At 64.2% G+C, this 22,768-nt stretch carries 22 protein-coding genes and 1 pseudogene; 11 read left to right on the top strand and 12 right to left on the bottom strand.

Translation table 11 applies throughout. The annotated features are described in order from the left end of the window. Nucleotides 1–283 precede the first annotated feature (283 nt). The 3 genes from AC3WJM_RS11475 (at nucleotide 284) to AC3WJM_RS11465 (ending at nucleotide 3,817) form a co-directional block, all read left to right on the top strand. Nucleotides 284–1,579 carry an MFS transporter gene (locus AC3WJM_RS11475; RefSeq protein ID WP_253257232.1) on the top strand — a complete coding sequence of 432 codons (1,296 nt, stop codon included), beginning with the start codon at nucleotides 284–286 and terminating at the stop codon, nucleotides 1,577–1,579. A 32-nt stretch (nucleotides 1,580–1,611) separates the two neighbouring features. Then, entirely contained in the window at nucleotides 1,612–2,868 is a 1,257-nt protein-coding gene (locus AC3WJM_RS11470; protein WP_492271924.1) for an aminopeptidase P family protein, read from the top strand. 121 nt (nucleotides 2,869–2,989) lie between these two features. Continuing rightward, nucleotides 2,990–3,817, top strand: a complete 828-nt coding sequence (locus tag AC3WJM_RS11465; RefSeq protein ID WP_059388157.1) for an IclR family transcriptional regulator — start codon at nucleotides 2,990–2,992, stop codon at nucleotides 3,815–3,817. A gap of 51 nt (nucleotides 3,818–3,868) precedes the next feature. Here the strand turns inward: AC3WJM_RS11465 and AC3WJM_RS11460 are convergent, their stop codons facing one another. Beyond that, nucleotides 3,869–5,002 (bottom strand): LOG family protein, encoded by a 1,134-nt coding sequence (locus AC3WJM_RS11460; protein WP_492271923.1) that lies wholly within the window; start codon nucleotides 5,000–5,002, stop codon nucleotides 3,869–3,871. A gap of 63 nt (nucleotides 5,003–5,065) precedes the next feature. Here AC3WJM_RS11460 and AC3WJM_RS11455 point away from each other — a divergent pair, with 63 nt between their 5' ends. The 5 genes from AC3WJM_RS11455 (at nucleotide 5,066) to iolB (ending at nucleotide 8,721) form a co-directional block, all read left to right on the top strand. Further along, nucleotides 5,066–5,845, top strand: coding sequence for a gamma-glutamyl-gamma-aminobutyrate hydrolase family protein (locus AC3WJM_RS11455; protein WP_307052803.1), 780 nt, complete (start codon nucleotides 5,066–5,068; stop codon nucleotides 5,843–5,845). 127 nt (nucleotides 5,846–5,972) lie between these two features. After that, complete coding sequence (locus tag AC3WJM_RS11450; RefSeq protein ID WP_216363150.1) at nucleotides 5,973–6,377, top strand: cupredoxin domain-containing protein; 405 nt, start codon at nucleotides 5,973–5,975, stop codon at nucleotides 6,375–6,377. A gap of 10 nt (nucleotides 6,378–6,387) precedes the next feature. Beyond that, nucleotides 6,388–6,837, top strand: a complete 450-nt coding sequence (locus AC3WJM_RS11445) for a hypothetical protein (RefSeq protein WP_492260194.1) — start codon at nucleotides 6,388–6,390, stop codon at nucleotides 6,835–6,837. A gap of 232 nt (nucleotides 6,838–7,069) precedes the next feature. After that, the gene (locus AC3WJM_RS11440; protein WP_059388160.1) at nucleotides 7,070–7,810 is read left to right on the top strand and encodes a GntR family transcriptional regulator; all 741 of its coding nucleotides are present in this window, start codon (nucleotides 7,070–7,072) and stop codon (nucleotides 7,808–7,810) included. A gap of 17 nt (nucleotides 7,811–7,827) precedes the next feature. Further along, entirely contained in the window at nucleotides 7,828–8,721 is an 894-nt protein-coding gene (gene iolB / locus AC3WJM_RS11435) for a 5-deoxy-glucuronate isomerase (protein ID WP_307052800.1), read from the top strand. Between the two features lie 199 nt (nucleotides 8,722–8,920). On the opposite strand, the gene AC3WJM_RS11430 is transcribed toward iolB, so the two are convergent. The 8 genes from AC3WJM_RS11430 to AC3WJM_RS11395 form a co-directional block, all read right to left on the bottom strand. Continuing rightward, nucleotides 8,921–9,961 carry a Gfo/Idh/MocA family oxidoreductase gene (locus AC3WJM_RS11430; protein WP_492260193.1) on the bottom strand — a complete coding sequence of 347 codons (1,041 nt, stop codon included), beginning with the start codon at nucleotides 9,959–9,961 and terminating at the stop codon, nucleotides 8,921–8,923. Continuing rightward, a complete protein-coding gene (locus tag AC3WJM_RS11425) occupies nucleotides 9,958–10,776 on the bottom strand; it encodes a TIM barrel protein (RefSeq protein ID WP_492271922.1) in 819 nt (272 codons plus the stop codon). Before AC3WJM_RS11425 ends, AC3WJM_RS11430 begins: the two co-directional genes overlap by 4 nt. Continuing rightward, entirely contained in the window at nucleotides 10,776–11,879 is a 1,104-nt protein-coding gene (locus AC3WJM_RS11420; protein ID WP_492271921.1) for a Gfo/Idh/MocA family oxidoreductase, read from the bottom strand. The genes AC3WJM_RS11425 and AC3WJM_RS11420 overlap by 1 nt, the downstream gene beginning before the upstream one ends. Nucleotides 11,880–11,914: 35 nt before the next feature. Continuing rightward, on the bottom strand, nucleotides 11,915–12,955 hold the full coding sequence (locus tag AC3WJM_RS11415) for a Gfo/Idh/MocA family protein (RefSeq protein WP_492271920.1): 1,041 nt from the start codon (nucleotides 12,953–12,955) through the stop codon (nucleotides 11,915–11,917). Then, on the bottom strand, nucleotides 12,955–13,950 hold the full coding sequence (locus tag AC3WJM_RS11410; RefSeq protein WP_284989660.1) for a Gfo/Idh/MocA family oxidoreductase: 996 nt from the start codon (nucleotides 13,948–13,950) through the stop codon (nucleotides 12,955–12,957). Before AC3WJM_RS11410 ends, AC3WJM_RS11415 begins: the two co-directional genes overlap by 1 nt. A gap of 111 nt (nucleotides 13,951–14,061) precedes the next feature. Continuing rightward, nucleotides 14,062–15,015: an ATP-binding cassette domain-containing protein gene (locus AC3WJM_RS11405; RefSeq protein ID WP_307052794.1), complete on the bottom strand. Its 954-nt coding sequence runs from the start codon at nucleotides 15,013–15,015 to the stop codon at nucleotides 14,062–14,064. Nucleotides 15,016–15,030: 15 nt separating this feature from the next. Further along, a complete protein-coding gene (locus AC3WJM_RS11400; RefSeq protein ID WP_492271919.1) occupies nucleotides 15,031–16,080 on the bottom strand; it encodes an ABC transporter permease in 1,050 nt (349 codons plus the stop codon). Between the two features lie 70 nt (nucleotides 16,081–16,150). Next, entirely contained in the window at nucleotides 16,151–17,146 is a 996-nt protein-coding gene (locus tag AC3WJM_RS11395) for a substrate-binding domain-containing protein (RefSeq protein ID WP_284754399.1), read from the bottom strand. A gap of 259 nt (nucleotides 17,147–17,405) precedes the next feature. Between AC3WJM_RS11395 and AC3WJM_RS11390 the strand changes: the two genes are divergently transcribed. Then, nucleotides 17,406–18,263: a sugar phosphate isomerase/epimerase family protein gene (locus AC3WJM_RS11390; RefSeq protein ID WP_306964671.1), complete on the top strand. Its 858-nt coding sequence runs from the start codon at nucleotides 17,406–17,408 to the stop codon at nucleotides 18,261–18,263. Nucleotides 18,264–18,444: 181 nt separating this feature from the next. Next, nucleotides 18,445–19,539, top strand: a complete 1,095-nt coding sequence (locus tag AC3WJM_RS11385) for an FUSC family protein (RefSeq protein WP_492271918.1) — start codon at nucleotides 18,445–18,447, stop codon at nucleotides 19,537–19,539. Here AC3WJM_RS11385 and AC3WJM_RS11380 read toward each other — a convergent pair. After that, nucleotides 19,487–20,282 (bottom strand): annotated as a pseudogene (locus AC3WJM_RS11380) (SDR family NAD(P)-dependent oxidoreductase). The gene AC3WJM_RS11385 and the pseudogene AC3WJM_RS11380 overlap by 53 nt on opposite strands. Nucleotides 20,283–20,453: 171 nt before the next feature. On the opposite strand from AC3WJM_RS11380, the gene AC3WJM_RS11375 reads away from it, so the two are divergent. Next, nucleotides 20,454–20,792, top strand: coding sequence for a hypothetical protein (locus tag AC3WJM_RS11375; RefSeq protein ID WP_306972645.1), 339 nt, complete (start codon nucleotides 20,454–20,456; stop codon nucleotides 20,790–20,792). 208 nt (nucleotides 20,793–21,000) lie between these two features. Here the strand turns inward: AC3WJM_RS11375 and AC3WJM_RS11370 are convergent, their stop codons facing one another. Both AC3WJM_RS11370 and AC3WJM_RS11365 read right to left on the bottom strand, forming a co-directional pair. Then, nucleotides 21,001–21,357 carry a GNAT family N-acetyltransferase gene (locus tag AC3WJM_RS11370; RefSeq protein ID WP_492271917.1) on the bottom strand — a complete coding sequence of 119 codons (357 nt, stop codon included), beginning with the start codon at nucleotides 21,355–21,357 and terminating at the stop codon, nucleotides 21,001–21,003. Continuing rightward, on the bottom strand, nucleotides 21,354–22,700 hold the full coding sequence (locus AC3WJM_RS11365) for an acyltransferase family protein (RefSeq protein WP_476910739.1): 1,347 nt from the start codon (nucleotides 22,698–22,700) through the stop codon (nucleotides 21,354–21,356). Before AC3WJM_RS11365 ends, AC3WJM_RS11370 begins: the two co-directional genes overlap by 4 nt. Nucleotides 22,701–22,768 lie beyond the last annotated feature (68 nt).

The raw sequence follows: 22,768 nt of genomic DNA, 5'->3' as shown, positions 1-22,768 counted from the left end.
CCACCCACCCTCCCAACTAGCTAGCACTTGTTGTCGTTTAGCGCCCTCAAAACGACAACAAGCGCGAGTCAGTTGGGCGACAGCCGAAGACTCTTGACGGTGACGCGCAACACATCTATTCTGGTGCAACAGCGTTGCGTTGAATGCAACCCCAAAAGTTCTTGGTGGATTCATGAAAAACGAAACATCCTCCGTGGCAGCCATCCCGGGAAGCGCTCCTGCCGGATCCAAAGGCGGATCCGGCGACCTTCCCGACGAAGCAGCCATCCAAGGCGGCACATCGATGCCAGCCAATAGCCACACAGTCAGCAAAGACACCCGGCGACGGGTCATCACTGCAAGCTTCATCGGCAATTTCGTCGAATGGTTCGACTACGCCGTCTACGGCTACCTTGCCGGGATCATCTCGACCGTCTTCTTCCCCGCATCGGACCGGCAGACCGCACTGCTCGCCACGTTTGGCGTCTTCGCCGTCTCCTTCTTTGTCCGTCCATTGGGCGGATTCATTTGGGGCCACATCGGTGACCGCCTCGGACGCAAACAAGCACTCTCCCTCTCGATCGTGCTCATGTCCGTGGCTACGTTCTGCATCGCCCTCATCCCCGGCTACAACACCATCGGCGTCATGGCGCCGGTCCTCCTGCTGCTCGTCCGGGTTGTCCAGGGCTTTTCGGCGGCCGGCGAATACGCAGGTGCCTCAGCCTTCCTGGTGGAGTACGCGCCGGCCAATCGGCGCGGACTCTATGCCGCCGTCGTACCTGCCAGCACGGCGGCAGGCCTGCTGCTCGGTTCCCTTCTGGCGGCACTTCTCAGTTCGGTACTGAGCGCCGAGCAGCTCGGCGAATGGGGCTGGCGATTGCCCTTCCTCCTGGCCGCCCCGATGGGCCTGATTGGCCGCTACATCCGTACCAAACTCGAGGACACCCCGGCCTTCCGCGAAATGGCCGCGAAGGACACCGCGGTCAAGGCTCCGGCCTTCGCGATGTTCAAGACGTACCGCAAGCAGCTGATCATCGCGACGGGCGCGGTGCTGCTCAACGCCGTCGGCTTCTACGTGATCCTCAGCTACATGCCGACGTACCTTTCCGAGGAGCTTCATTTCGGTGCAGCCGAATCGTTCCTGGCCACCACCATTGCCCTCCTCAGCTACATCGGATTCATCTTCCTGACGGGTATCGCCTCGGACAGGTTCGGCCGCAAGCGCATGCTCATCACGGCTTCCGTACTGTTCGTGGTGCTGACCGTTCCGGCGTTCATGCTCCTCGACACCGGAAATTTCCTGGTCATTGTCCTGGTCCAGATCCTGCTGGGCGCCATGCTCACCCTCAACGACGGCACCCTGCCCAGCTTCCTTGCCGAGCTCTTCCCCACGAGGGTCCGCTACAGCGGCTTCGCCGTCAGCTTCAATCTCTCCAACGCCCTGTTCGGCGGCACCGCCCCGTTCATGGCAACACTCCTCATCGGCCTGACCCACAACCAGCTGGCCCCCGGCTGGTACCTCGTAGCAGCCTCCGTCATTTCCCTCATCGCGGTCCTCTTCGCTGTGGAGACTTCCAAGAAGCCCCTCCAGCAGGACTGAAAACAACCCACCCATTGAAAGGAACACCACCCATGACCATCACCGAGAATGAAGCCGTAAGCGACGTCGCCAAGCTTGAGCGCCTCAAGGTCCTCAACAACGGAGAGAAAGTCTCCCTGACGTTCTCCGACACAGAGTTTGAACGACGCCTCGCGGGTCTTCGCCGGATCATGGCCGAGAAGGATCTGGACGCCGTTGTCCTGACCAGCTACCACTCCATCAAGTACTACTCCGACTTCCTGTTCACCTACTTCGGCCGTTCCTACGCCATGGTGGTCACGGCCGACGACACCGTCACCGTTACCGCCAACATCGACGCCGGAATGCCGTGGCGCCGCAGCTACGGGGACAACCTTGTCTACACGGACTGGCGCCGGGACAACTACATCTTCGGTATCCAGGAAGTGCTGCGAACCCGCGGGATCACCGTCCGCCGCCTGGGTGTCGAGGACGATTCCCTTCCCCTGGACAACCGCAACAAGATCCAGGCCGCCTTCTCCGGGGCGACGCTAGTGGACGTCGCCCAGGCCGCCATGCGCCAGCGCATGATCAAATCGGCCGAAGAGATCGAGGTCATCAAGCACGGCGCCCGGATCGGCGACCTCGGCGGCGAGGCCATTCGCAACGCCATCACGGCAGGAATCACCGAGTACGAGGTTGCCCTGATCGGCACCGAAGCCATGGTGCACGAGATCGCCCGGACGTTCCCGGACTCCGAGATCCGCGACACCTGGGTGTGGTTCCAGTCCGGCATCAACACGGACGGCGCCCACAACTGGGCCACCACCCGCAAGATCCAGGAACACGACATCCTGTCCCTGAACTGCTTCCCCATGACCTCGGGCTACTACACGGCCCTGGAGCGCACCCTGTTCTACGGCGAACCCGATGCCCGCTCCCTGGAACTGTGGAACATCAACGTGGAGGTCCACAAGCGCGGCCTCGAGCTCATCAAGCCCGGGGCGGTCTGCAAGGACATCGCGGCCGAGCTCAACGAGATCTACGTGGCGCATGGACTTCTCGCCAACCGCACCTTCGGCTACGGACACTCCTTCGGGGTCCTCTCGCACTATTACGGCCGTGAAGCCGGACTGGAACTGCGCGAGGACATCGACACGGTCCTGGAGCCCGGCATGGTGGTCTCCATGGAACCGATGATCACCGTCCTCGATGGCCAGCCGGGTGCAGGCGGGTACCGGGAGCACGACATCCTAGTGGTCGGTGAAGACGGTGCCGAGAACATCACCAAGTTCCCGTTCGGCCCGGAATACAACATCATCGGCGCCTAACCCCCACCTCCCGTGGACATGCCCAGCCTTGCGCCCGAGCAATGGACATATGACTCATATGCTCATTGCTCTCGGCCAAGGCTGGGCATGTCCCCATTAAAAGAGCCATATAGTGACCATCATGACCCCAGCAGAACCGCGTGCAGAACGGCGTGCAACCACCAGCGAAACCCCGGCCAACGGCGATTCCAAAGGCGCTTCGGTACTCGAGAATGCCATTGCCGTGCTCCGCAGCTTCACCGCCGAAGAACCCTTGCTGGGAGTCACCGAGATCGCCGGCAGGATCGGCTTGCACAAGAGCACCGTGTCCCGGATCCTGGCAACCTTCGAACAAGAACATCTGGTGGAGCGCGACCCCGAGTCCCGCCGCTTCCGGCTCGGCTTGGGGATGATCGCCCTTGCCGGCCCCCTCCTTGCCGAACTGGAAGAGCGCCGCGTGGCCTATCCCGTGCTGCGTGAGCTGAGCGAACGGACAGGCGAGACGAGCGCGCTCATGGTGTGGAACGGGAGCGAATCCATGTGCGTAGAGCAAATCGCCAGCCGCCACCAAGTCAAGCACCTCGCTCCGCTGGGTGCCCGCTACAACGAGGCGCTCAGCTCCTCGGTGCAGGTCTTCCTCGCCGCCGAAGACGCCGACCGTGTCCGCAAGCTCCTCCGCAGCGGCTCCATTACATTGCCCGGTCTCGACGAGGAAGCAATCGAGGCCTACCTTCTTCGGCTGCAGGAGTCCGTGACCCGGGGCTGGGCCTTCAATTTCGGCGAAACGTCCATCGAAGAAGTCGGCGTCGCATCGCCCGTCTTTGACCACCGCGGAGACATCGTTGCCTCCGTCCTGATCCCGGCGCCGAAGTTCAGGGTCTCGCAGGACACGCTCGCCAGCCTCGGCGAGGCATGCCAAGACGCAGCCCGCAAAGTCACCACGCGCCTGGGCGGCCGCGCCCCGCACTAACTCCCAAGTAGCTCGCATTTGTTGTCGTTACGAGCCGCCATCACCAAGCAGTTAGCCCGCGACCACGGCGAGCGCTTCCTCGACGCTGTCCACCAGGAAGATCCGGCCCTCCATCACCTTCCCGGCAGCAAGGCTCTGCAACATGGGCCACGCGGGATACTTGTGCTCCCAATGATCGCGCCCTACGAGCACCATGGGCGTGACGGTTTCCGGGGCGCCGTAGAAGTTCTCGCACGCGTCCTGGAAGATTTCCTGCACGGTGCCGGCTGAGCCCGGAAGGAACACGATCCCGCCGTTGCATAGCTCCAGCAGGATCGCTTCGCGCACGGAGTTGGCGAAGTACTTGGCGATGTGGGTCGCGAAGAGGTTGGGCGGCTCGTGTCCGTAGAACCAGGTGGGGATGCCCAGCGACGTCCTTCCGCTCGGATGGTGCCCGACGACGGCGGCCGCCGCCCGCGCCCACGCCGTCACCGAGGGACGGAAACCCGGCACCGCCGCGAGCGACTGCAGCGCGGAGGCGAAGTCGGCGTCGGGCAGTCCGCTCAAGTAGGCACCCAAATTGGCGGCTTCCATGGCACCGGGCCCACCCCCGGTGGCTACCGTGAAGCCGGACAAGGCCAAGAGCCTGCCCAGGAGCGCCGCGTCGTCGAAGTCCTGTGTTCCGCGTTGCGCGACGTGGCCGCCCATGACTCCCACGATCTTGTTCCCCGCGAAATCCCCGTTGCCCAGGAGCTCGTCCAAGGCGTCCCCGATAGCGTGGTCGTGCAGGGCTGCGGCGAGGGTGGCGTCCAGGCTGGTCCGTTGCCCCGGCATGATGCTCCAGTGGTAGACCTGGGCATCCAAGGTGGCTTCGTATTCCGTGGAGTCAATGTCCTCGTACAGTTCGGCGGCGCTGTAAAGGCTGCCCCGGTACGGGTTGAACGGCACCCCACGCAGCTTCGGAAAGATGAGTGCGCCGCGGCTCCGCAGGGAGTCCTCGACGCCGTCGTCGAAAGTACAGCCCAAGAAGATGGCGCCTTGGGGATCCAGCCGCTGCAGGTCCGCCCGTCGGCCCCGTAAGTCCAGCGACTGGGCGTGCCAACCGTGCATCGTTGCGGCACCGGAGCTCAGGAGCCTGTCGAAATGGGCCACGCTCTCAATGTCGAGCGTGCGGGGACTGGGAGTCAGTGCGCGCGACGGATTCATGGCATCAGCGTAAGCCCGCGGTTCCCGTTGCGCAGGAGTCTCCCGTCCAGTGCATCATGGAGCATGCAGACTTCCGAACAGCAGAGCAGCGTCCGGCCCCGGATCGGCATTCCCGTCCGCCTCAGCAGCTCTGAAAGCACGGATCCCCGCGTGGGAGAGGCGAATGAACTCTTCGACTTCATCGTCGAACTAGTGCGAGACGCCGGTGCGGAGCCTGTACTCCTGGACGCCTCCTTTACCGACGAAGCCGGTCCGCTGGCCGCCGAGCTTCGCTCCCTCAACGGGGTCCTGCTGCCCGGCGGCGGAGACCTGGATCCGCGACTCTACGGTGAAGAAGCGACTGACGCCTGCTACGACGTCAACCCTGACCAGGATCGCTTGGACTTGGCGGTGGCCCGTGGATCGCTCGACGCCGGCTTGCCCACCCTCGGAATCTGCCGCGGCCACCAACTCCTCAACGTGGTCTACGGCGGGACGCTCATCCAGGACATGCACCCCTCATCGGTCGAGCACAACGGCCTCAGCCCGGCGGAAGGCGAGCTCAGCGCCTGGGCGTGGCACGACGTCGAACTTTCACCGGAATCCAAAGTGGCTGGACTCTACAACGCACGGGGCTCGGTGCGGATTGCTTCGGGACATCACCAAGCCGTGGCCCGCATAGGCGATGGCCTGGTGGTGACGGCGGTCGCGGAGGACGGGACCGTGGAAGCCCTCGAGGATCCGCAGCGCTGGGTGGCATCCGTGCAATGGCATCCCGAGGCCTCGCAGCTGCCCGACGAGGAACGGCTCGCCCCGTTCAAGGCGTTCGTGGAGGTCTGCAGGACGCTGCGTCCGGTGGGGTGATCGAGCGGGACGCCCCCGCTCGCCGGAAACAATTTCCCGCGCCCGTGAACCTGACCGCTCCGGAATTCGTCTCATCAATGTGGCAAGCACCTTCGCGCCACCGGACACGAGAAGCGGGGAACCAAACATGAGGAGCAACCCCAAGGCCATGATGGTCATCGTTGGAGCGGCAGCCCTGATTGCCGTGAGCGGTTGCGGGGCGTCCGGAACCGGCTACCAGGGCGCATCGTCGAGCCCACCTTCCGCCGCGTCGTCGACTGCTCCGCCGTCGGGGACCTCGCAATCGCTCACTATCACCATCAAGGACTTCGGTTATCAAGGACCTGTCTCGGTCAGCCCGGGCGCCAAAATCACCGTGAAGAACGAGGACACGCAGGCCCACACGGTCACCTCGGACGACGGAAAGGCGTTCGACGCCGCCGTCGACGGCGCAGGCGGAACGGTCCAGTTCACGGCGCCCACCACACCGGGCAGCTACCCCTACCACTGCGCGTACCACTCCAACATGCACGGAACGCTGGTCGTGAAATGAGCACAGCAAAATGAGCACCCGTGAAGCGGCCCGCCGCAAGCCGGCGAGCCGCAAGCCAATGGACATTCTGTTGAGGCTGCTTGTGGCGGCAGCCCTGGTCGTCGACGCCGTGGTGCATTTCGACCTTGCCTCCGGTTACCAGTTGGGTGCCCCTGGCGGAATCGGTGAAGGCAATCTGTTCCGCCTTGAGGGCGCGGTCGCAATCCTCGTCGCCCTGTATGTCCTGGTCCGCGGCAGTCGGCCAGCCTACGCCGCCGCGGTGGTCGTCGCTGGAAGCGCCTTCATTGCGGTCCTCCTCTACCGCTATGTCGACATACCTGCCATCGGTCCGCTCCCGTCCATGTACGAGCCCGTATGGTTTTTCGAGAAGACCCTTAGCGCAGTCGCCGAGGGACTGGGCGCCGTGCTTGCCGCCGTCGGCTACGTCCGTCAACGCAGCAGCGCCCGACGCCGCCGCTGAAGGCGCGCGACGCCGAAAGGCGCACCCGCCGCTGAGGGCGCCAGACGCTCGTCCTGATGTCTGGACATGTCCCAAACAAGACCCCTGAAACGGCGCAATAAACGCGCCTCCAGCACCCTTGACCCGCGCAATGCTCCTGCTATCATCAGTAAAGCAGTATGTCCTATCAAGCGAACATGAACGGACATGCTTGCAACTTCCGGGACGGTCCTGGAATGCGAGGGAGCATGCAATGGCGAATCAACTTGGCCTCACTATCGACCGTTCTTCCCCTGTGCCTTTGTACCACCAGGTGGTCCAGGGCATCGAGGCCGCCATCCACAGCGGAGTGCTGGAGCCCGGAAGCCGTTTGGACAACGAGATAGACCTCGCCGCCCAGCTCAACCTGTCCCGGCCCACCATGCGCAAGGCCATGGACGAGCTCGTCCGCTCGGGCCTGTTGGTCCGCAAGCGCGGCGTCGGCACACAGGTGGTGTCGAGCCAGGTCCGCCGGCCCCTGGAGCTCTCCAGCCTCTACGACGACCTGACCAACAACGGCAAGAAGCCCACGACGCAGGTCCTCAGCTTCTCGCACATGGAGGCGGACGCTGCGACGCTGACTGCCCTCCAGCTTCCGGCCGGTTCCAAGGTGTACCACTTCACGCGCTTGCGCAAAGTGGGCGGCAAGCCCCTGGCGCTCATGGAGAACTGGGTCCGCGACGACATCGCCACCATGGACGAGGCCATGCTCGCGGAAGAAGGACTCTACGCCATCCTCCGCCGCGGCGGCGTCAATTTCCGGCTCGCTTCGCAGCGGATCGGCGCCATGATCGCCAATGACTACCAGGCACCGCTCTTGGAGGCGGAAGTCGGCTCGGCATTGGTCACCATGGAACGGACCGCCGTCGACGACACCGGACGCATGGTGGAAACCGGCCACCACGTGTACCGGGCCGATTCCTACAGCTTTGAAATGACACTCGTACAGCGCTAACGCAAGGACACAACTTCATGGCCAACTGGGTCTATCCACTGGGAACCGCCAACGACGGCGATTGGGACATCTCGCTCGGAACCTCCGATTCCGCGTTGACTGTGGACGGGTGGGCCCACACCGGGCTCAAGGTGGCCACGCTCGCCGCGGGCGCCGCCGTCGAACTCCCCGCCGCAGCTGAGGAGCGGATCATTGTGCCGCTCAACGGCGCCTTCACGGTGACGGTCGACGACGTCGAGTATCCCCTCGCGGGGCGGGCGTCGGTATTCCATGGCCCCAGCGATGTCCTGTATTCCGGCACGAACGCCGCGGTCACCATCAGTTCGCCCGACGGCGGCCGCGTCGCCGTCGCGACTGCCCCCGCCAACGCGTCGTACCCCACCAGGCTCGTGACCGCGGCCGAAACCCCTGTGGAGCTGCGCGGAGCAGGCAACTGCTCCCGCCAGGTCCACAACTTCGGCACTCCCGCCGCCCTTGAGGCCGACCGTTTCATCGTCTGCGAAGTGCTGACGCCCGCAGGCAACTGGTCCTCCTATCCTCCGCACAAGCATGACGAGGAAAAGGACGGCGAAACGGAGCTTGAGGAAATCTACTACTTCGAGACCCGCGTGGCTCAAGGGTCGGGTGCACCCGCCGACGCCGATGCAATCGGCTATCAGCGTGTCTACGCCTCAGATGAACGGCCGATCGATGTGGCCGCGGAGGTTCGCACGGGCGACGTCGTTCTTGTTCCCTACGGCTGGCACGGCCCCGCCATGGCCGCTCCGGGCTACGACTTGTACTACCTGAACGTCATGGCCGGCCCGGGACCTGTGCGGGAATGGCTCATCAGCGACGACCCCCACCACGGGTGGGTGCGGCAGAGCTGGGACGGACAGGACATCGACCCCCGCCTGCCGTTCGGCGCCTAAGGAGCCGCACACCCAATCCCCACCGCCACCCTCGCCTCGCAAGTCCCCGCCGGCTCCCAACCTTCGCAAGCTCAGGCTGGGGCCCTCGCCGGCGGGGCCCCACGGTCAGGGAACCCTGGCGGCGTGGGCCCAAGCAGTTGTTGTCGTTCTGGGCCGTCAAAACGACAACAACTGCGAGCTAGTTGGGACCTGTAATCGCCTAACTCGCCTTCGCCCCCACTAGCGCCACTCTGACGGGAACTCCGCTTGCCAGCGACTCCTGCGCGGCATCCGCCACACGGGAAGCTGCGACGGCGTCCTCGGGGGTGCACGGGTTTTCCCGTTGGCCCAGGACCAGTTCAACGAAGGCCGCCATTTCCGAGCGGTAGGCCTGGTCGAAGCGTTCGGCGAAGGTCTTGTGGGGTTCTCCGGACGGGAAGGCGATCCCGGCCTCGGCTGATTCCATGGCTGTCTTGTCGTCCAGGCCAACCATGATGGAACGCTTGGAGCCTTGGATTTCGAGGCGCACGTCATGCCCTGCACCGTTGTAGCGGGTTGCCGAGACTGTGCCGACCGTCCCGTCGTCGAAGGTGATCAGAGCCAAGGCGGTGTCCACATCGCCCACTTCTCCGATGGCGGGATCGCCGTTGTTGGAACCCTTGGCATAGACCTCTACGATCTCGCGGCCGGTCAGCCAGCGCAGGATGTCGAAGTCGTGGACCGAGCAATCGCGGAACAACCCGCCGGACGTTGCCAGGAACTCCACGGGCGGCGGTGCCATGTCGCAGGTCACGGCGCGCAGTGAGTGGATCCAGCCGAGCTCCCCCGCTTGGTACGCACGCCTGGCTTCAAGGTAGCCGGCATCGAAGCGACGCTGGTGGCCGATCTGCACCACGCCATCGTTGGCGCGGATATGTTCCAGGACAGGCAGCGAATCGGCCACATTCATGGCTACAGGCTTCTCGCAGAACACCGGGATACCGGCGTCCACCCCAGCTCGGATTAGTTCCGGGTGCGTACCCGTGCCGGTTGCGATCACCAGCCCATCCACGCCGGAGGCGATCAACGCCTCCACCGAGGGTAGGAACTCGGCGCCGAGACCAGCTGCGACTCGACGGGCATGGTCTTCAGCCACGTCCGTGAGCCGCAACTCCACGTTGATGCCTTGTCCATTCAATTCCCCGTTGAGGGCCGCGATGTTGCTGGCATGCATGACGCCGATCCGCCCGACTCCAACCAGCCCGAGAACGACGTCCTTCATAGTGCTACCTCCGTTGAAAAAGCTGAGCTGTTGCGGGATTCCGCGGCCTCAACCGTGAACGCCCGCCGGAATGCCTCGAGCGCCTCCATGTCGTCTCCGCTGGCCCATGCCTCCATGCCGACGGTGCCTTCGTAGCCCGCGGCGACGAGCGCCCGAGCCACAGCCAGGTAATTGATTTCGCCGGTGCCGGGTTCACAGCGGCCGGGGACGTCCGCCACCTGGATCTCGCCGATGTGCGGCAAGGCGGTACGCACCAGTTCAATGAGGTTCCCCTCCCCCAATTGAGCGTGGTACAGGTCCAGCATCATCTTCACGTTGGGATGTCCGGCCGCCTCCACGAGCGCCAAAGTGTCCTTGGCCCGTGCGAGCGGAATTCCGGGGTGGTCCAGCACGGTGTTGAGGTTTTCGAGGCAAAACGTCAGTCCGTGCTTTTCCCCGAGCGCGCCAAGGCGTTCAAGGGTCCGGGCACCCGTGATCCACATACTGCCGTTGGCCCGGTAGGCGGGACGGGCTGCTTTGCCGTCGATCAGCTCCGCCGAGTGCACCACCATGCGGCTGACGCCGAGTTCCAAGGCGGTCGGAATCAGCGTCTCGGCCGTCCTCACCACGTCATCGGCGGTGTCGGCGTCAACCAGGCTCCCGGAGGTGTACCCGGTCATGGAGGAAAAGACCGCGCCGCTCGCCTTAAGCGCCGCAATGTCCTTGTTCCTCGAGTCCCAGAGTTCGACGTCGAATCCTGCCTCATGGATCCGACGTACCCGCTCGGCGAACGGCAGTTCCGTGAAGACCATTTCGGCGCAGACAGCCAGCCGCATCAGACACCGGCCTTGCTGTTGCTCGAAACTGCAGGTACCGCCACCGGTCCGCCTTGCTGGACCGACTCGATGCAGGCCAAAGCCATCGCGAGGGCGCGGCGCGCGTCAGCAGCTCCCGGGGTGAGGGTGAAAGCGCCCGACGGCGGTTGCGTGCCATCGCGGCGCGCGCGGACTGCCGCCGCGAAGTCCACGAGCTCAGCGGTGTAGGCATCGCGGAACAGTTCCACGTTGAGCCTCGGAGTCTCAGCGGAAAGGCCCTCTGCCGTGTACCTCAGGGCAGCCGTTTCAGTGGGCCGTCCGGCCTGCACCATGCCCTTGGAACCGAAGACTTCGCCCCTGACGTCATAGCCGTACAGCGCACTGAAGTTGGCTTCCGCCACCGCCAGGGCGCCATTGCTGTAGCGGATGGTGACCACGGCGGTGTCCAGGAATCCCTGGTCACGAAGGCTCGGCTCAACCAGTGCGTCCGCGACGGCGTAGACCTCCACCGGTTCGGCGCCTTCGTTGAACCAGTTCAGAGTGTCGAAATCGTGGATGAGGGTTTCCAGGAAAATCGTCCAGGCCGGAATCCTGGCTGCATGTCCGATGCTCCCGGTACCCGGATCCCTTGTCAACGAGCGCAAGAGCTGCGGCTCCCCTACAATTCCTTCGGCCAGGTCCTTCTTCGCGGCTTGGAAGTCGGTGGCGTAACGGCGATTGAAGCCGATCTGGAAATGTACCCCGGCGGTTTCGACAGCGAGGAGGGCGGCGTCGAGCTCTTCGAGGCTCTGCGCGGCAGGCTTCTCGCAAAATACGTGCTTGCCGGCGGCCGCGGCCTGGGCGATCAGGGAAGCGTGAAAACGCGCCGGACTGGCGATGATGACGGCATCGATGTCAGGATCGGCCAGGATGTCCGCGGCGTCGGGAGTGACCTTCGCCGTACCAAGCTGGGAAGCCACGGACGCGGCGGAGTCCACGTTGGGATCGGCGACGGCGGCCAGGACCGCACCCGGAACCCTGCGAGCTATGCTTTCGCCGTGGAACGCTCCCATCCAGCCGGACCCTATGAGTCCAAGCCGCACAGGCGTGGGGAGACTGGAGGAGTGCTGTTCGATGTAGGCCATGGGCCCGTCCTTTCGATAGTCAGTACAACAATTGCTCAGGCGGCATTGCCTTCGCCCTGGAATTCAATGCCCACTTGGCGGCGGATTTCATCGGCAACATCCATCGTCCGGATGGAGGAGGCCAGGGGCCGTTGTTGGGTTTCCGTCTCACCCGCGGCGATGGCGCGGGCCACCGCTGCGGCTTCGAAGTGCAAGCCTTCCACATGCCCGCCCGCAGCCTCGTTGTGGCGAAGCCGCGTGCCGTCCGGGAAACGGAGCTCGAAACCGCCGGGCATATTGAAGGGGCCGTCGATGGTCAATGTGGCCTCGGAGCCAACGATCGTCGCCGCGGTGGGGGTGAAATTATGCAAGTGCGTATTCATCACGGCCTGGCCCCCGCCCGTGAATTGCATGATGGCGGAGAGTTGGGCGTTGACACCCGATTCGTGGGGCTCGCCGAAAGCGCTCAAGCGTTCCGGGGCGCCGAGGACTTCGGTGATGAGGGCCAGCGGGTAGGTGCCGAGGTCCAGCAATGGCCCGCCAGCCAGAGCGGGATCGAAGATGCGGTGGCCGCGTTCAAAGTGCTCACCGTATTCCGCCAGGACCGTCGTTACGGTACCCAGCGTCCCGGCGTCGAGCACTTGCCGGATCACGTCGAACTTCGGAAGGAAGAAGCTCCACATAGCCTCGGCGGCGAAAACGCCGGCTGCCTTGGCCCGCGCGGCGATATCCCGTGCCTGCGCGGCATTCAGGCCGATCGGTTTCTCGACCAGGACGTGTTTGCCGGCGTCGATGGCCATCAAAGCAGCCGCATGGTGGAAGTTGTGCGGAGTGCACACGTACACAATGTCTATGTCGGGAGCCGCGGCCAGCTCTTCGTAGCTTCCATAGGCGGCGGGCACGCCGAAAGCATCCGCGAACGCCTTGGAGCGGTCCAGGGAGCGGGAGCCGACGGCGGCGATCACTTGCGTTGAGTGGGCCTGCACCGATTCCGCGAAGCGTTCGGCAATCCACCCCGGACCCATGATCCCCCAGCGCAACGCCGGAGCGTCGCGCGAATCCGGCACCCTTGATACTGGCAGACCGGATGAAACCATCAGTAGATCACCTTTGTGTAGGCTCCGTCGCTGTGGAGCGAGCGGATCATCGCTTGTGCGAGCTGCGACGCGCGCAGGCCATCCTCACCCGTGGCGAGCGGCGCCGGCTCTCCCTTTTCGAGGGCGGAGATCCAGGCCTGAAGTTGCAGGCGGTACGCGTCGGCGAAACGTGGACGCCAGTCTGCGGGGATTTCGGAGCTGCGCTTCCCTTCCTGCCGGACATCGAGGGCGGCCGGTTCCGGGAGCGCGGCAGTGCCGAACTCCGAAACAACCTCGCACCGGGTGGTGTAACCGTACTGGGCGTTGAGGAAGAGTTCGAGCGTTGCCAGGGTGCCGTCGGCTGCGCGTAGGAGCATGAAGGCCGGGTCCCGCAGGTCACCCGTGCTGTACCGGGAGCTCCGCCCCGCTTGCCAGGACACCTCAGTGATGGGCGAATCCAACAGCCAGGGGATGATGTCCAGCTCGTGGATGGCCGAGTTGGTGATGGCGGACTCCGAGCTCGCGCCCGGTCCCGCGGATACGGTCCGGCTGGTGCAGTGGACCTGCAAAGGCTCGCCTTGCGTGCGTGCCCGGGTGGCTTCGCGCAAGGCGACATAGCCGGGATCGAAGCGCCTCATGAAGCCCATCGACAGCAGCCGCGCACCCGTTGCGGCCAAGAGGTCGGCTTCGGCCTCCACCACTTCGCGGCTTTCCAGGAGCGTGGGAGCCAACGGCTTTTCGCACAATACCGGGGTCATCGCTTCGAAGCATTCCAGCACCAGTCCCGCATGGGTGGAGTCATGGGAAGCGACGACGACGGCGTCAACGTCGCTGGAGTTGATCAGCTCGGAGGGGTCGGTGGTGATGCGTGCGGATGGCGGCGCCGCAGCTGCCGCACGTCCGGCGTCGAGGTCTGCCACGAAGGTGACTTCGGCCCCGCTGATGGTGGTGGAGAGGTTCCTGATGTGGTCTGCGCCCATGACACCGGCGCCAATAACGCCAACCCGGATCGGCATGCTGTCTTCCCGTCTACTACTTCGTGCACATTCCCGCAGTGGCATGGCGAGCGGGGGCCCGTCCGGTTTTCCGGCGGACCCCCGTCTCCGTCCGCGCTGTCTCCCCGCGCGCTAAGCGTGCCGCGGGCTGCTTTCCCTTGAATTGTCAGCTGCGCCCGCGACGTCGGTCACTTCGGATACCCCGGCGACTTCGGCTTGGACTTCCTTGAGGGCTTGGGTGTGTCCGCCGAGTTGTTCGAGTTCGTGGGCGAGTTCGGCCAGTTCCGCGCCGCCGGCCATCTGGGCGGTGAGTTCGTCCAGGGTGATGTCCTTCTTGTCGTAGTAGCCGATGGACTTGCCGCGCTTGAGCAGCAGGAAACGGTCCCCGACCGGGAAGGCGTGGTGCGGGTTGTGCGTGATGAAAATGACGCCCAGCCCGCGGTCGCGGGCCTGCAGGATGTAACGGAGCACGACGCCGGACTGCTTCACGCCCAGCGCGGCGGTGGGTTCGTCCAGGATCAGCACCTTCGCCCCGAAGTACACGGCCCTCGCGATCGCCACGCACTGGCGCTCCCCGCCGGAGAGCTGGCCGATGGGCTGTTCCACATCGCGCAGGTCGATGCCCATCTGGGCCAGTTCCTTGAGCGTGATGTCCTTCATTTTCTGGACATCCATGGACTTGAACGGGCCCCAGCCGGTGGTCAGTTCCGAGCCGAGGAAGAAGTTCCGCCAGATCGGCATCAACGGCACCACGGCCAGGTCCTGGTACACCGTGGCGATGCCCGCGTCCAGGGCGTCGCGCGGGGAGTTGAACTTCCGCTCCTCCCCCATGATCTTCAGCACCCCGGCGTCGTGCTGGTGCAGTCCGGCGATGATCTTGATCAGCGTGGACTTGCCCGCGCCGTTGTCCCCCAGCACACAGGTGACCCGGCCGTTGTCCACGGCCATGGTCACGTCCCGCAGGGCGATGATGTTCCCGTAGTGCTTGCCCACCCCGTCCAGGGAGAGCAGGTGCACGGGGGTGTGGGTCAGCGGGTCCTTCTCATCCTTGAGCAGGGTCTGCTGGTCGATCTGTTTGGCATTCATTCTCTTGCGCCCCTTCTACTTGAGCTCTGCGCGGCGTTTGACGATGAGGTTCACGATGGTGGCCAGCAGCAGCATCAGGCCCAGGAAGAACTTGAACCAGTCCGGGTTCCACTGCGCGTACACGATGCCCTTGTTCGCCATCCCGAAGATGAACGCACCGATCGCCCCGCCCACCGCGGAACCGTAACCGCCGGTGAGCAGGCAGCCGCCGATCACCGCGGCAATGATGTACAGGAACTCGTTGCCCACGCCCTCACCGGACTGCACCGCGTCGAACGCGAAGAGGTTGTGCATGCCCAGGACCCAGCCGCAGAACCCCACCGCCATGAACAAGCCGATCTTGGTCTTGGTCACCGGGACACCCACGGCGCGGGCAGCGTTCGCGTCACCGCCGGCGGCGAAGATCCAGTTGCCCACCTTCGTGCGCAGCAGCACCCAGGACGCGATGGCGACCAGGATGATCCAGAAGAACACCGTGATCTTCACCTCGACCCCGCCGATGCTGACCGAAGACGCGAACACCGCATGCGCCGACTCGAACCCGTCCAGCTTCGAAATCGACGGCGAGGACACGGACCCGCCGATCAGCCGGGTCAGGGCCAGGTTCAGGCCCGTGAGCATCAGGAACGTCGCCAGCGTCACGATGAAGGACGGCAGCTTCGTCTTGACCAGGATCCAGCCATTGATGAAGCCGATGCCGAGCGAAACGACGAGCGCCAGCACGACGCCGACCCACGCGTTCAGCGAGAAGTTCCAGCTGAACAGCGAGGCAGTCAGTGCCGAGGAGATCACGGCTACACCGGTGGAGAGGTCGAACTCGCCGCCGATCATCAACAGCGACACCCCCACCGCCATGATCCCGATCGTCGAAGAACCATACAGCACGGTCGCGAGCGCGTTCGGCTGCGTGAACGTCTGGGACACCGAAGCGAAGAAAATGAAGAGAACAACGGCCCCCACGAGGGCGCCGACTTCAGGACGGGCCATCAACTTGCTCAACGGGCTCCGCTTCGCGACCCGCTCATCCGCGGCAGTTTTGGGTGCCGGGGCAGTAACTAAAGCCATGAAATACCTTTCTTCTCGATCAGCTCGCGCGGCACGGAAATCGTGCCGCGCGAGCCGAGCGGTCATCGGATTAGCGGATGCCCTGCTGAACGAACTTCAGAACGTCGGAAATGTTGGACTTGTCCACGATCGTCGGGCCCGTGAGGACAGGCTGCCCGCCACCGACCTTGAAACCACCAAGCTTGTTCTGCCAGATCGAGTCAATGGACAAGTAGCCCTGGAGCCACGGCTGCTGGTCCACCGTGAACAGGACCTTGCCATCGTTGATCGCCTGCGCCAGTGCGGGGTTCAGGTCGAAGCTGGCCACCTTGATGGGGCTGTTGGCATCTGCCACGGCTTTGAGAATGGTCAAGGTGAAGGGAGCGCCCAACCCGATGATCACGTCTGCATCCTTGCTGGCCTGCAGTTTCGCCGTCGCAGTGGACTGCACTGCCGTCATATCGGCCCCGTTGACATAGAGGATCTCGGTCCCGGGCACCTTCGTCTTCACGCCTGCGCACCGCTGTTCGAGTTGCACCTGTCCCTGTGACATGATCACGCAGATGGGGTGCTTGTAGCCCTGTGAAGCCAGCTTGGCGCCCACCGCTTCGCCAGCCAGGGTCTCATTGGAACCGAAGTGGGTGAACGCGCCCATCTGCGCGGAGACGTCACCGCCGGCGTTGAAGCTCACCACCGGGATGCCGGCGTCGGTGGCCTTCTTCAGCACGTCCTTCATTGCGCCCGGGTTGGCGATGGTGACGGCGATGCCGTCAACCTTCTGGTCGATGGCCTGCTGCACCAACTGGGACTGGCGCCCCGCGTCGGCGTCGCTCGTATAAAGAACCTCGACGTTGTCCTTCGCGGCCGCCGCCTCCGCGCCTTTGCGGACGATGTCCCAGAACGTGTCCCCAGCCTCGGCGTGGGTGATGAGCGCTACCTTGATCCGGGGAGTGCTGGCGGCTTGTCCGCCGCCGGCGGCGTTGGCGGTGTCAGCCGGCTTCCCGCCTCCGCTGGAACATGCTGCCAGGGCCAGAAGCGGTACTACGGCCAGCGCCACTGCGCCCCGCCGCCAATTGAGCTTTGCCACGTGAAATCTCCTTTGATGTCGCGTACTTCGACCGTCGACCCCGTATCTGTGCCGTCGAAGGCAGGGGACGCCGGAACCATCGAGCTATGAACGGATGTGATCCACTTTTCGCAATGTGATTCAGATCGCTTTGTGGAACGCTCCAACGCTAAATCAAGGCTTGACCAATTGTCAATGGAGCGTTCCAATTAGATTGTGACTGGGTATCCACGCCCTCACCTGCCGTAACTAGCCGCGCACTGTCGCGAGGAGAACGATGATGTACTCAAGCACACCCGAACTAATCGCGACCTGCTGGACCAGCGCAGGAGACGTTGCGCCTTTGACCAACCCCGAGACAAGCCCGGTCCCCCTGGGCGAGCGACTGGAAGCCATCGCCTCCACCGGATGGGCAGGGTTCGGATTGGCGTACGACGACCTGGTGGCCGCAAGGGACACCATCGGCTTCTCCGGGCTCAGGAAACTCATCGATCAAGCAGGCCTCCGCCACGTTGAAGTCGAGCTTCTCAGCAACTGGTGGGACGAATCCCGCTCCCACGAATGGAAGCCGCAATTCGAACTGCTGCTCGAGGCGGCCGAAACACTGGGCGCGCGCTTCATCAAGATAGGAACGGCGTTCGGTGAGCCCCTGGATGATCTCGAATTCCTGGTGGAACCGCTGCGGCACCTGACAAAGGAAGCCTCGCACCGAGGGACCCGCATTGCGCTCGAGCCAATGCCGTTTTCGATGGTCGGTTCGATGCCGGCGGCGGCCGAGCTCATGCGATCTGTCGATATGCCGGACTGCGGTTTGGTGGTTGATTACTGGCATGTCTTCCGGGCGGGAACAAGCTTGGATGAACTGTCCCGCAGCCTCACCGCCGAACAGATTTTCGGCGTCGAGCTCAATGACGCTGATGCGGAAATCAAGGGGACGCTCTTCGAGGACACCCGCGACAATCGCCGCCTTTGCGGCGAGGGTGACCAAGACGTCGCGGGGTTCATCACAACGCTCCAGGCCATCGGCTTCAACGGGCCGTGGGGTGTGGAAATCCTCTCCGAACAACACCGCAAACGTCCCGTTCGCGAAGCGCTGGAATCCGCCCGCTCGACGGCGTTGCGATGCTTCCCGGCCTGACTCGCCTCCCGCCACACCCAACTGACTCGCAGTAGTTGTCGTTTCCGCGCCCCAAAACGACAACAACTGCGAGCTAGTTGGGTGGGGACGCACAAGGAAACGTTGTGACCCAGCTAATGGCGCGGATCCGGGGGTGCTGATAACTTCCCAATGATCGGCTGAGTTGATTGGTGGTGTCCCGTTGCGATCAATCATTGTCCATGCCCGTGCGCTTCATACCGTTCCACCGGCAAGCAACGATCACCTTGCTGCCGTCCGCGTCGCACTGAGCGTCGCCGTGCCGGCCCTTGTGCTTCTTGCGATTGGCCGGGCGGACCTCATCATCTACGCCGTGTTCGGCGCCCTGACCGGCATGTACGGTCGTGCCGAATCGCACCAACTGCGGCTCAAACACCAGGCCCAGGCCGCCGCCGTGCTCCTGGCCGGCGTTTCCGTGGGCACGTTCTTGTCCGTCTCCCATATCCATTCATGGGGATTGGTGGTGATCGAAGGGCTCCTGGCGGGTGTGGGCTCGCTGTTCTCGGACAAGGTGCGGCTCAAACCCAATGGCCCGTTCTTCGGAATCCTGGCCCTCGGAGCATGCGCTTCTGTTCCAGCGCACGTCCCGTTCCTTGCCGCGGTCCTGATCTGCGCGGCATCGGCAGCGTTTTCGATGGTGGTGGGTTTCGCCGGGTGGCTCCGGTACCGGGTGTGGGAACGTGGCGCCGTCCGGGACATTCCGGCATCCTCGGCGCGGCTGCGCCAAGCAGCCGGACTCCACGCAGCCCGGTATGTGCTCGCCGTCGGCGCGGCAGGTGCTTGCGGAGTGCTCACGGGCAGCGGGCATCCGCACTGGGCGATGGCCGCGGCCGCCGTTCCGCTGGCCGGAGCCGATGTGCCGAGCCGCCTGCACCGCGGCATTCACCGTATCGTGGGGACGTTCCTCGGATTGGCGATTGTCGCCGTCGTGCTCTTTCCAGGACCGCTGTCCCCGCTGCACTATTTCCCCGGGCAAACCACCCTCATCCTTGCCCTGCTGGTGATCGGGTTCCAGTTCCCCACCGAGTTGTTCATGGCCCGGCATTACGGCTGGGCCATGGTGTTCTTCACTCCGGTCATTTTGCTCATGACTCAGTTGGCGGCGCCCGCGGATCCCGGCGTGCTCGTCCTGGAACGCGGGGTGGAGACGTTCGTGGGAGCCGTGATCGGGATCGCGGTGGCGGTGCTGGTCCAGGCGCCCCGGCTTACTTCGCGGACCCGGATTGCTTCGCGGCGAGGCGGGGCGGACCCGACGTAAGCTTCGCCGGCAGGAAGCGCATGACGGCGGTGATCGCTTTGTAGCGCTTCGACGGAATGGAAATCCCTTTGCCCTTGGCGTTGTCTTCCAACCCTTCCCGGACAACGCGCTCGGCGTTAAGCCACAAAAAGCGCGGAGCCACCGATTTGTCCATGCCCATGCGATCGTGGAACTCCGTGTGGGTGAAGCCCGGGCACACCGCGGTGACTTTCACGCCGCTGCCGGCATACGCGGTGTTCGCCCAACGGCTGAAGCTGACCTGCCAAGCCTTGGCCGCCGAATAGCTTCCCCGGTTCGCGAATGCCGCAACGCTCGCAACGTTGATGATCCGGCCCGACTTGCGTGCCAACATCACCCCCAACGCCGCGTGGCACAGCTCCATGGGCGTCTGGACATGCAGCCGCAAATGCCGCTTTTCGTCGTCCACATCGTTCTTCTCGAAAGAATTCAGCAAACCGATTCCGGCATTGTTGACCAGCACGTCCACCGGCCGCGAAGCGTCCCGCAGCCTGGCCACGACAGCCGCAACCCCGACGTCGGAGGTCAAGTCGGCGGGCAGCACCTCCACAGAGATGCTGAAGTCCCGTTCAAGCACCTCGGCGCTTGACCTCAGCCGGGTTTCGTCGCGGGCCACGAGGACCAGGTGGTGGCCGGATTCGGCCAGCTGACGGGCGAATCCGGCCACCGAGCCCGGCAGTAGCACCGGTGACCAGGGCGGTGAGATCGTTGGCACGAGTTGTCATGCGCCCAGACTAGCGCCGTTGACGCTCCGTGTGGTGATGCACGTCCCGGCCGTCAAATGCCATCTCGACGGCGGTACTCGTACGTTTTCGGTGCTCGCGGTAGAGTGCCTCAAAAGTGCGCCTTTCGAGCCTCTGTGGGGGCCACGGCACACCAACCGGGAGGAACAGACCATGGACGAGGCTCATGGCAGGATTGAATTCCGCGAAATCGACGAGCACGGGAATGCGCTGGAGCATCACCTAGGCGCGGTCGAGGTACCTCAGCGGAGGGCCGCGGTGAATCCGTTCATCATCGGGCTATGGGTGCTCGAGCTGGCGCTCGTCATAGGCATCATGGTGATCATCAATGAGGCGATGGCCCCGCTCACCCCCACTCCGGGAAATACGATGCCGTTCCCGTTCATCCTGATGAACATGACCCCGCAGCTTCTCCAAGCCACCGCTCTGATCCTGGCGACGCTTCTGTTCTGGCACGCCTGGCAATGGCAGAAAAGGAAGGCACAAAAGTAGGCACCTACACCGCGACGGTGGCCCGCCCGGGGCGGCAGTTCGGCCCGATTACAGCAAAGACGGAAAGTGGCGTGCGGCTGGGGGGTGTGAATCGTGTCGCGAACTTCGCAAATTGTTTCCGAATCAGAGATCGGCTGGCTCAATGCCGGGCCATGACTTAGTCAGCAGGGTGGTCTTCCGGCGTTTTCTTGGGCAAAACCGCGTCTGACTAATCGTTGTCCGGTTCCCCTACGGGCGGTTCCGGCGGCCAATCGACGTCGAGCTCGTATCCCTCATGCCTGCGCAGATAGGCGGCGATGAATGGGCAATGCGGGATGATCCGCTTGCCGGAGGCGACGACGTCGTCCAAGGCAAAGTGCGCCAGGACCTTCGCCAGCCCGCGGCCCTTGAAGTGCGGGCGCGTCTCAGTGTGGAGGAAGTCGATGTGGCCGGGTTTGTCCATAAACTGCGAGATCACGGCTACTTCACCATCGACAAGAAGCTCGTAGCGGTGGAATTTGTCGTTCCTGACCGTTGTCACGTCCGGGCTGAACGACTCTGCGGTTGAATCCGTGAACTCAGTCATGAGTCGAGATTCGCACGTAAACCGGGCTCTGGCAATGGCCCCGCAGGGGCATCGGGAACGGCCGCGGACGGGAGTCCGGCGGGTATCCGTCCCAGGAGCAACACTCCCAGCGCGAAGCACGCCGCTCCCCCACCCAGAAGGGTCAGCGTGAGTCCGTTGAACGCGGCGTCCACCACCGGAATGAAGACCACGACGCCGGCAGTCACCACCGCGACGTGCGTCCTGCCGCGCGCGTGGCTGGCCGCCGTCGGGCGCTCTTCAAGCCTTCCGCACAGCAGCAGGACCGGAAGCAAGAGCAGGAGGACGCCCAGCAGCACCAGCGGGCGGGCCCACCACCATTCGGCCGTACCTGCCGCTGGCTTGGGGAAGTCCGTAAGCAGAAGCAGCCCGGACATGGCTGCGAGCAGCGGCAAATGCCACAAGTAGACCGTCATGGACCGTCGGCCCGCCACGGCCACCATCCAACGGATCCAGCGCACGCCGGCCGCCCAGGCAAGAGCGGGGCGGAGCAATTGGAGGGTTGCAGCCTGGGACAAACCCAGAAGCAGCATGCAGAAGTTGGGCGGGTTCAGGTCCACGATCATGTTTCCTGAGTAGACCCCGATTCCAGTCACGAACCCCAAGAGCAGGTTGCTGCCCACGATCAACCCCGCGAACCAGCCCCGGCTGCGTCCAGCGAAGATGCCGTCAGCGATGAAGAAGCCGAATTGCTGGACCGCGCACCACACGAAGAGCATGTTGACGAAGGCGAGCATCGGGAACGCCCCGCGCAAGGAGTCCAGGGTGATCACGGCGGCAACGAGCCCGCCGAGGGTCAACCACGGGGAATGTCCGTGCAGCCGGGCCAGCACGGGAACGCTCAGTTGGGTGGCGAGGTAGGCGGCCAGGAACCACAAGGGCATGCCCGCGCCGGTCGCGATGAGCTGGACCACTTCCGGGTCGACGCCAAGCAGGCTCGCGGCCCAGAGCCCCACGAACATCGACGCCAGCAGCGCAGTTGCCGGACGGATGAGGCGCAGGAGCCGCAGTTGCGCGTAGTCGATGCCGGATCCTCCGCGCGCACGCAAGCGACGCCACGATTCCAGTCCCGTGATCCCGCCAAGGACGAAGAACAGCGGCATCACCTGGAACACCCACAGGACAGGTTCAAACCAGTGCTGTTCCATGAGTGTGTTTTCGGTGGTGACGGTGCCGTCCGGGTGCAGGACCGGGCTGACCATCATGCAGTGCGAGAGCACCACCAGAACGAGGCAGAAGAACCGGGCGAGATCGATCACGGGATCACGAGGGCGGCCAAATGCGGCCATGCCCGGCGCCGTCTTCTGTTGCCTCGAGAATCCCATTGCACTCCTTCGCGAACTGCTGAGATCATTGTCCGCCCGCTCGCCGGCGGGAACCAGAGCGGGCGACG

This window comes from Arthrobacter sp. FW306-1B-G06A (genome assembly GCF_058781765.1).
The sequence above is the reverse complement of the archived record's forward strand: the minus strand, read 5'-3'. Positions and strand labels throughout refer to the sequence as shown.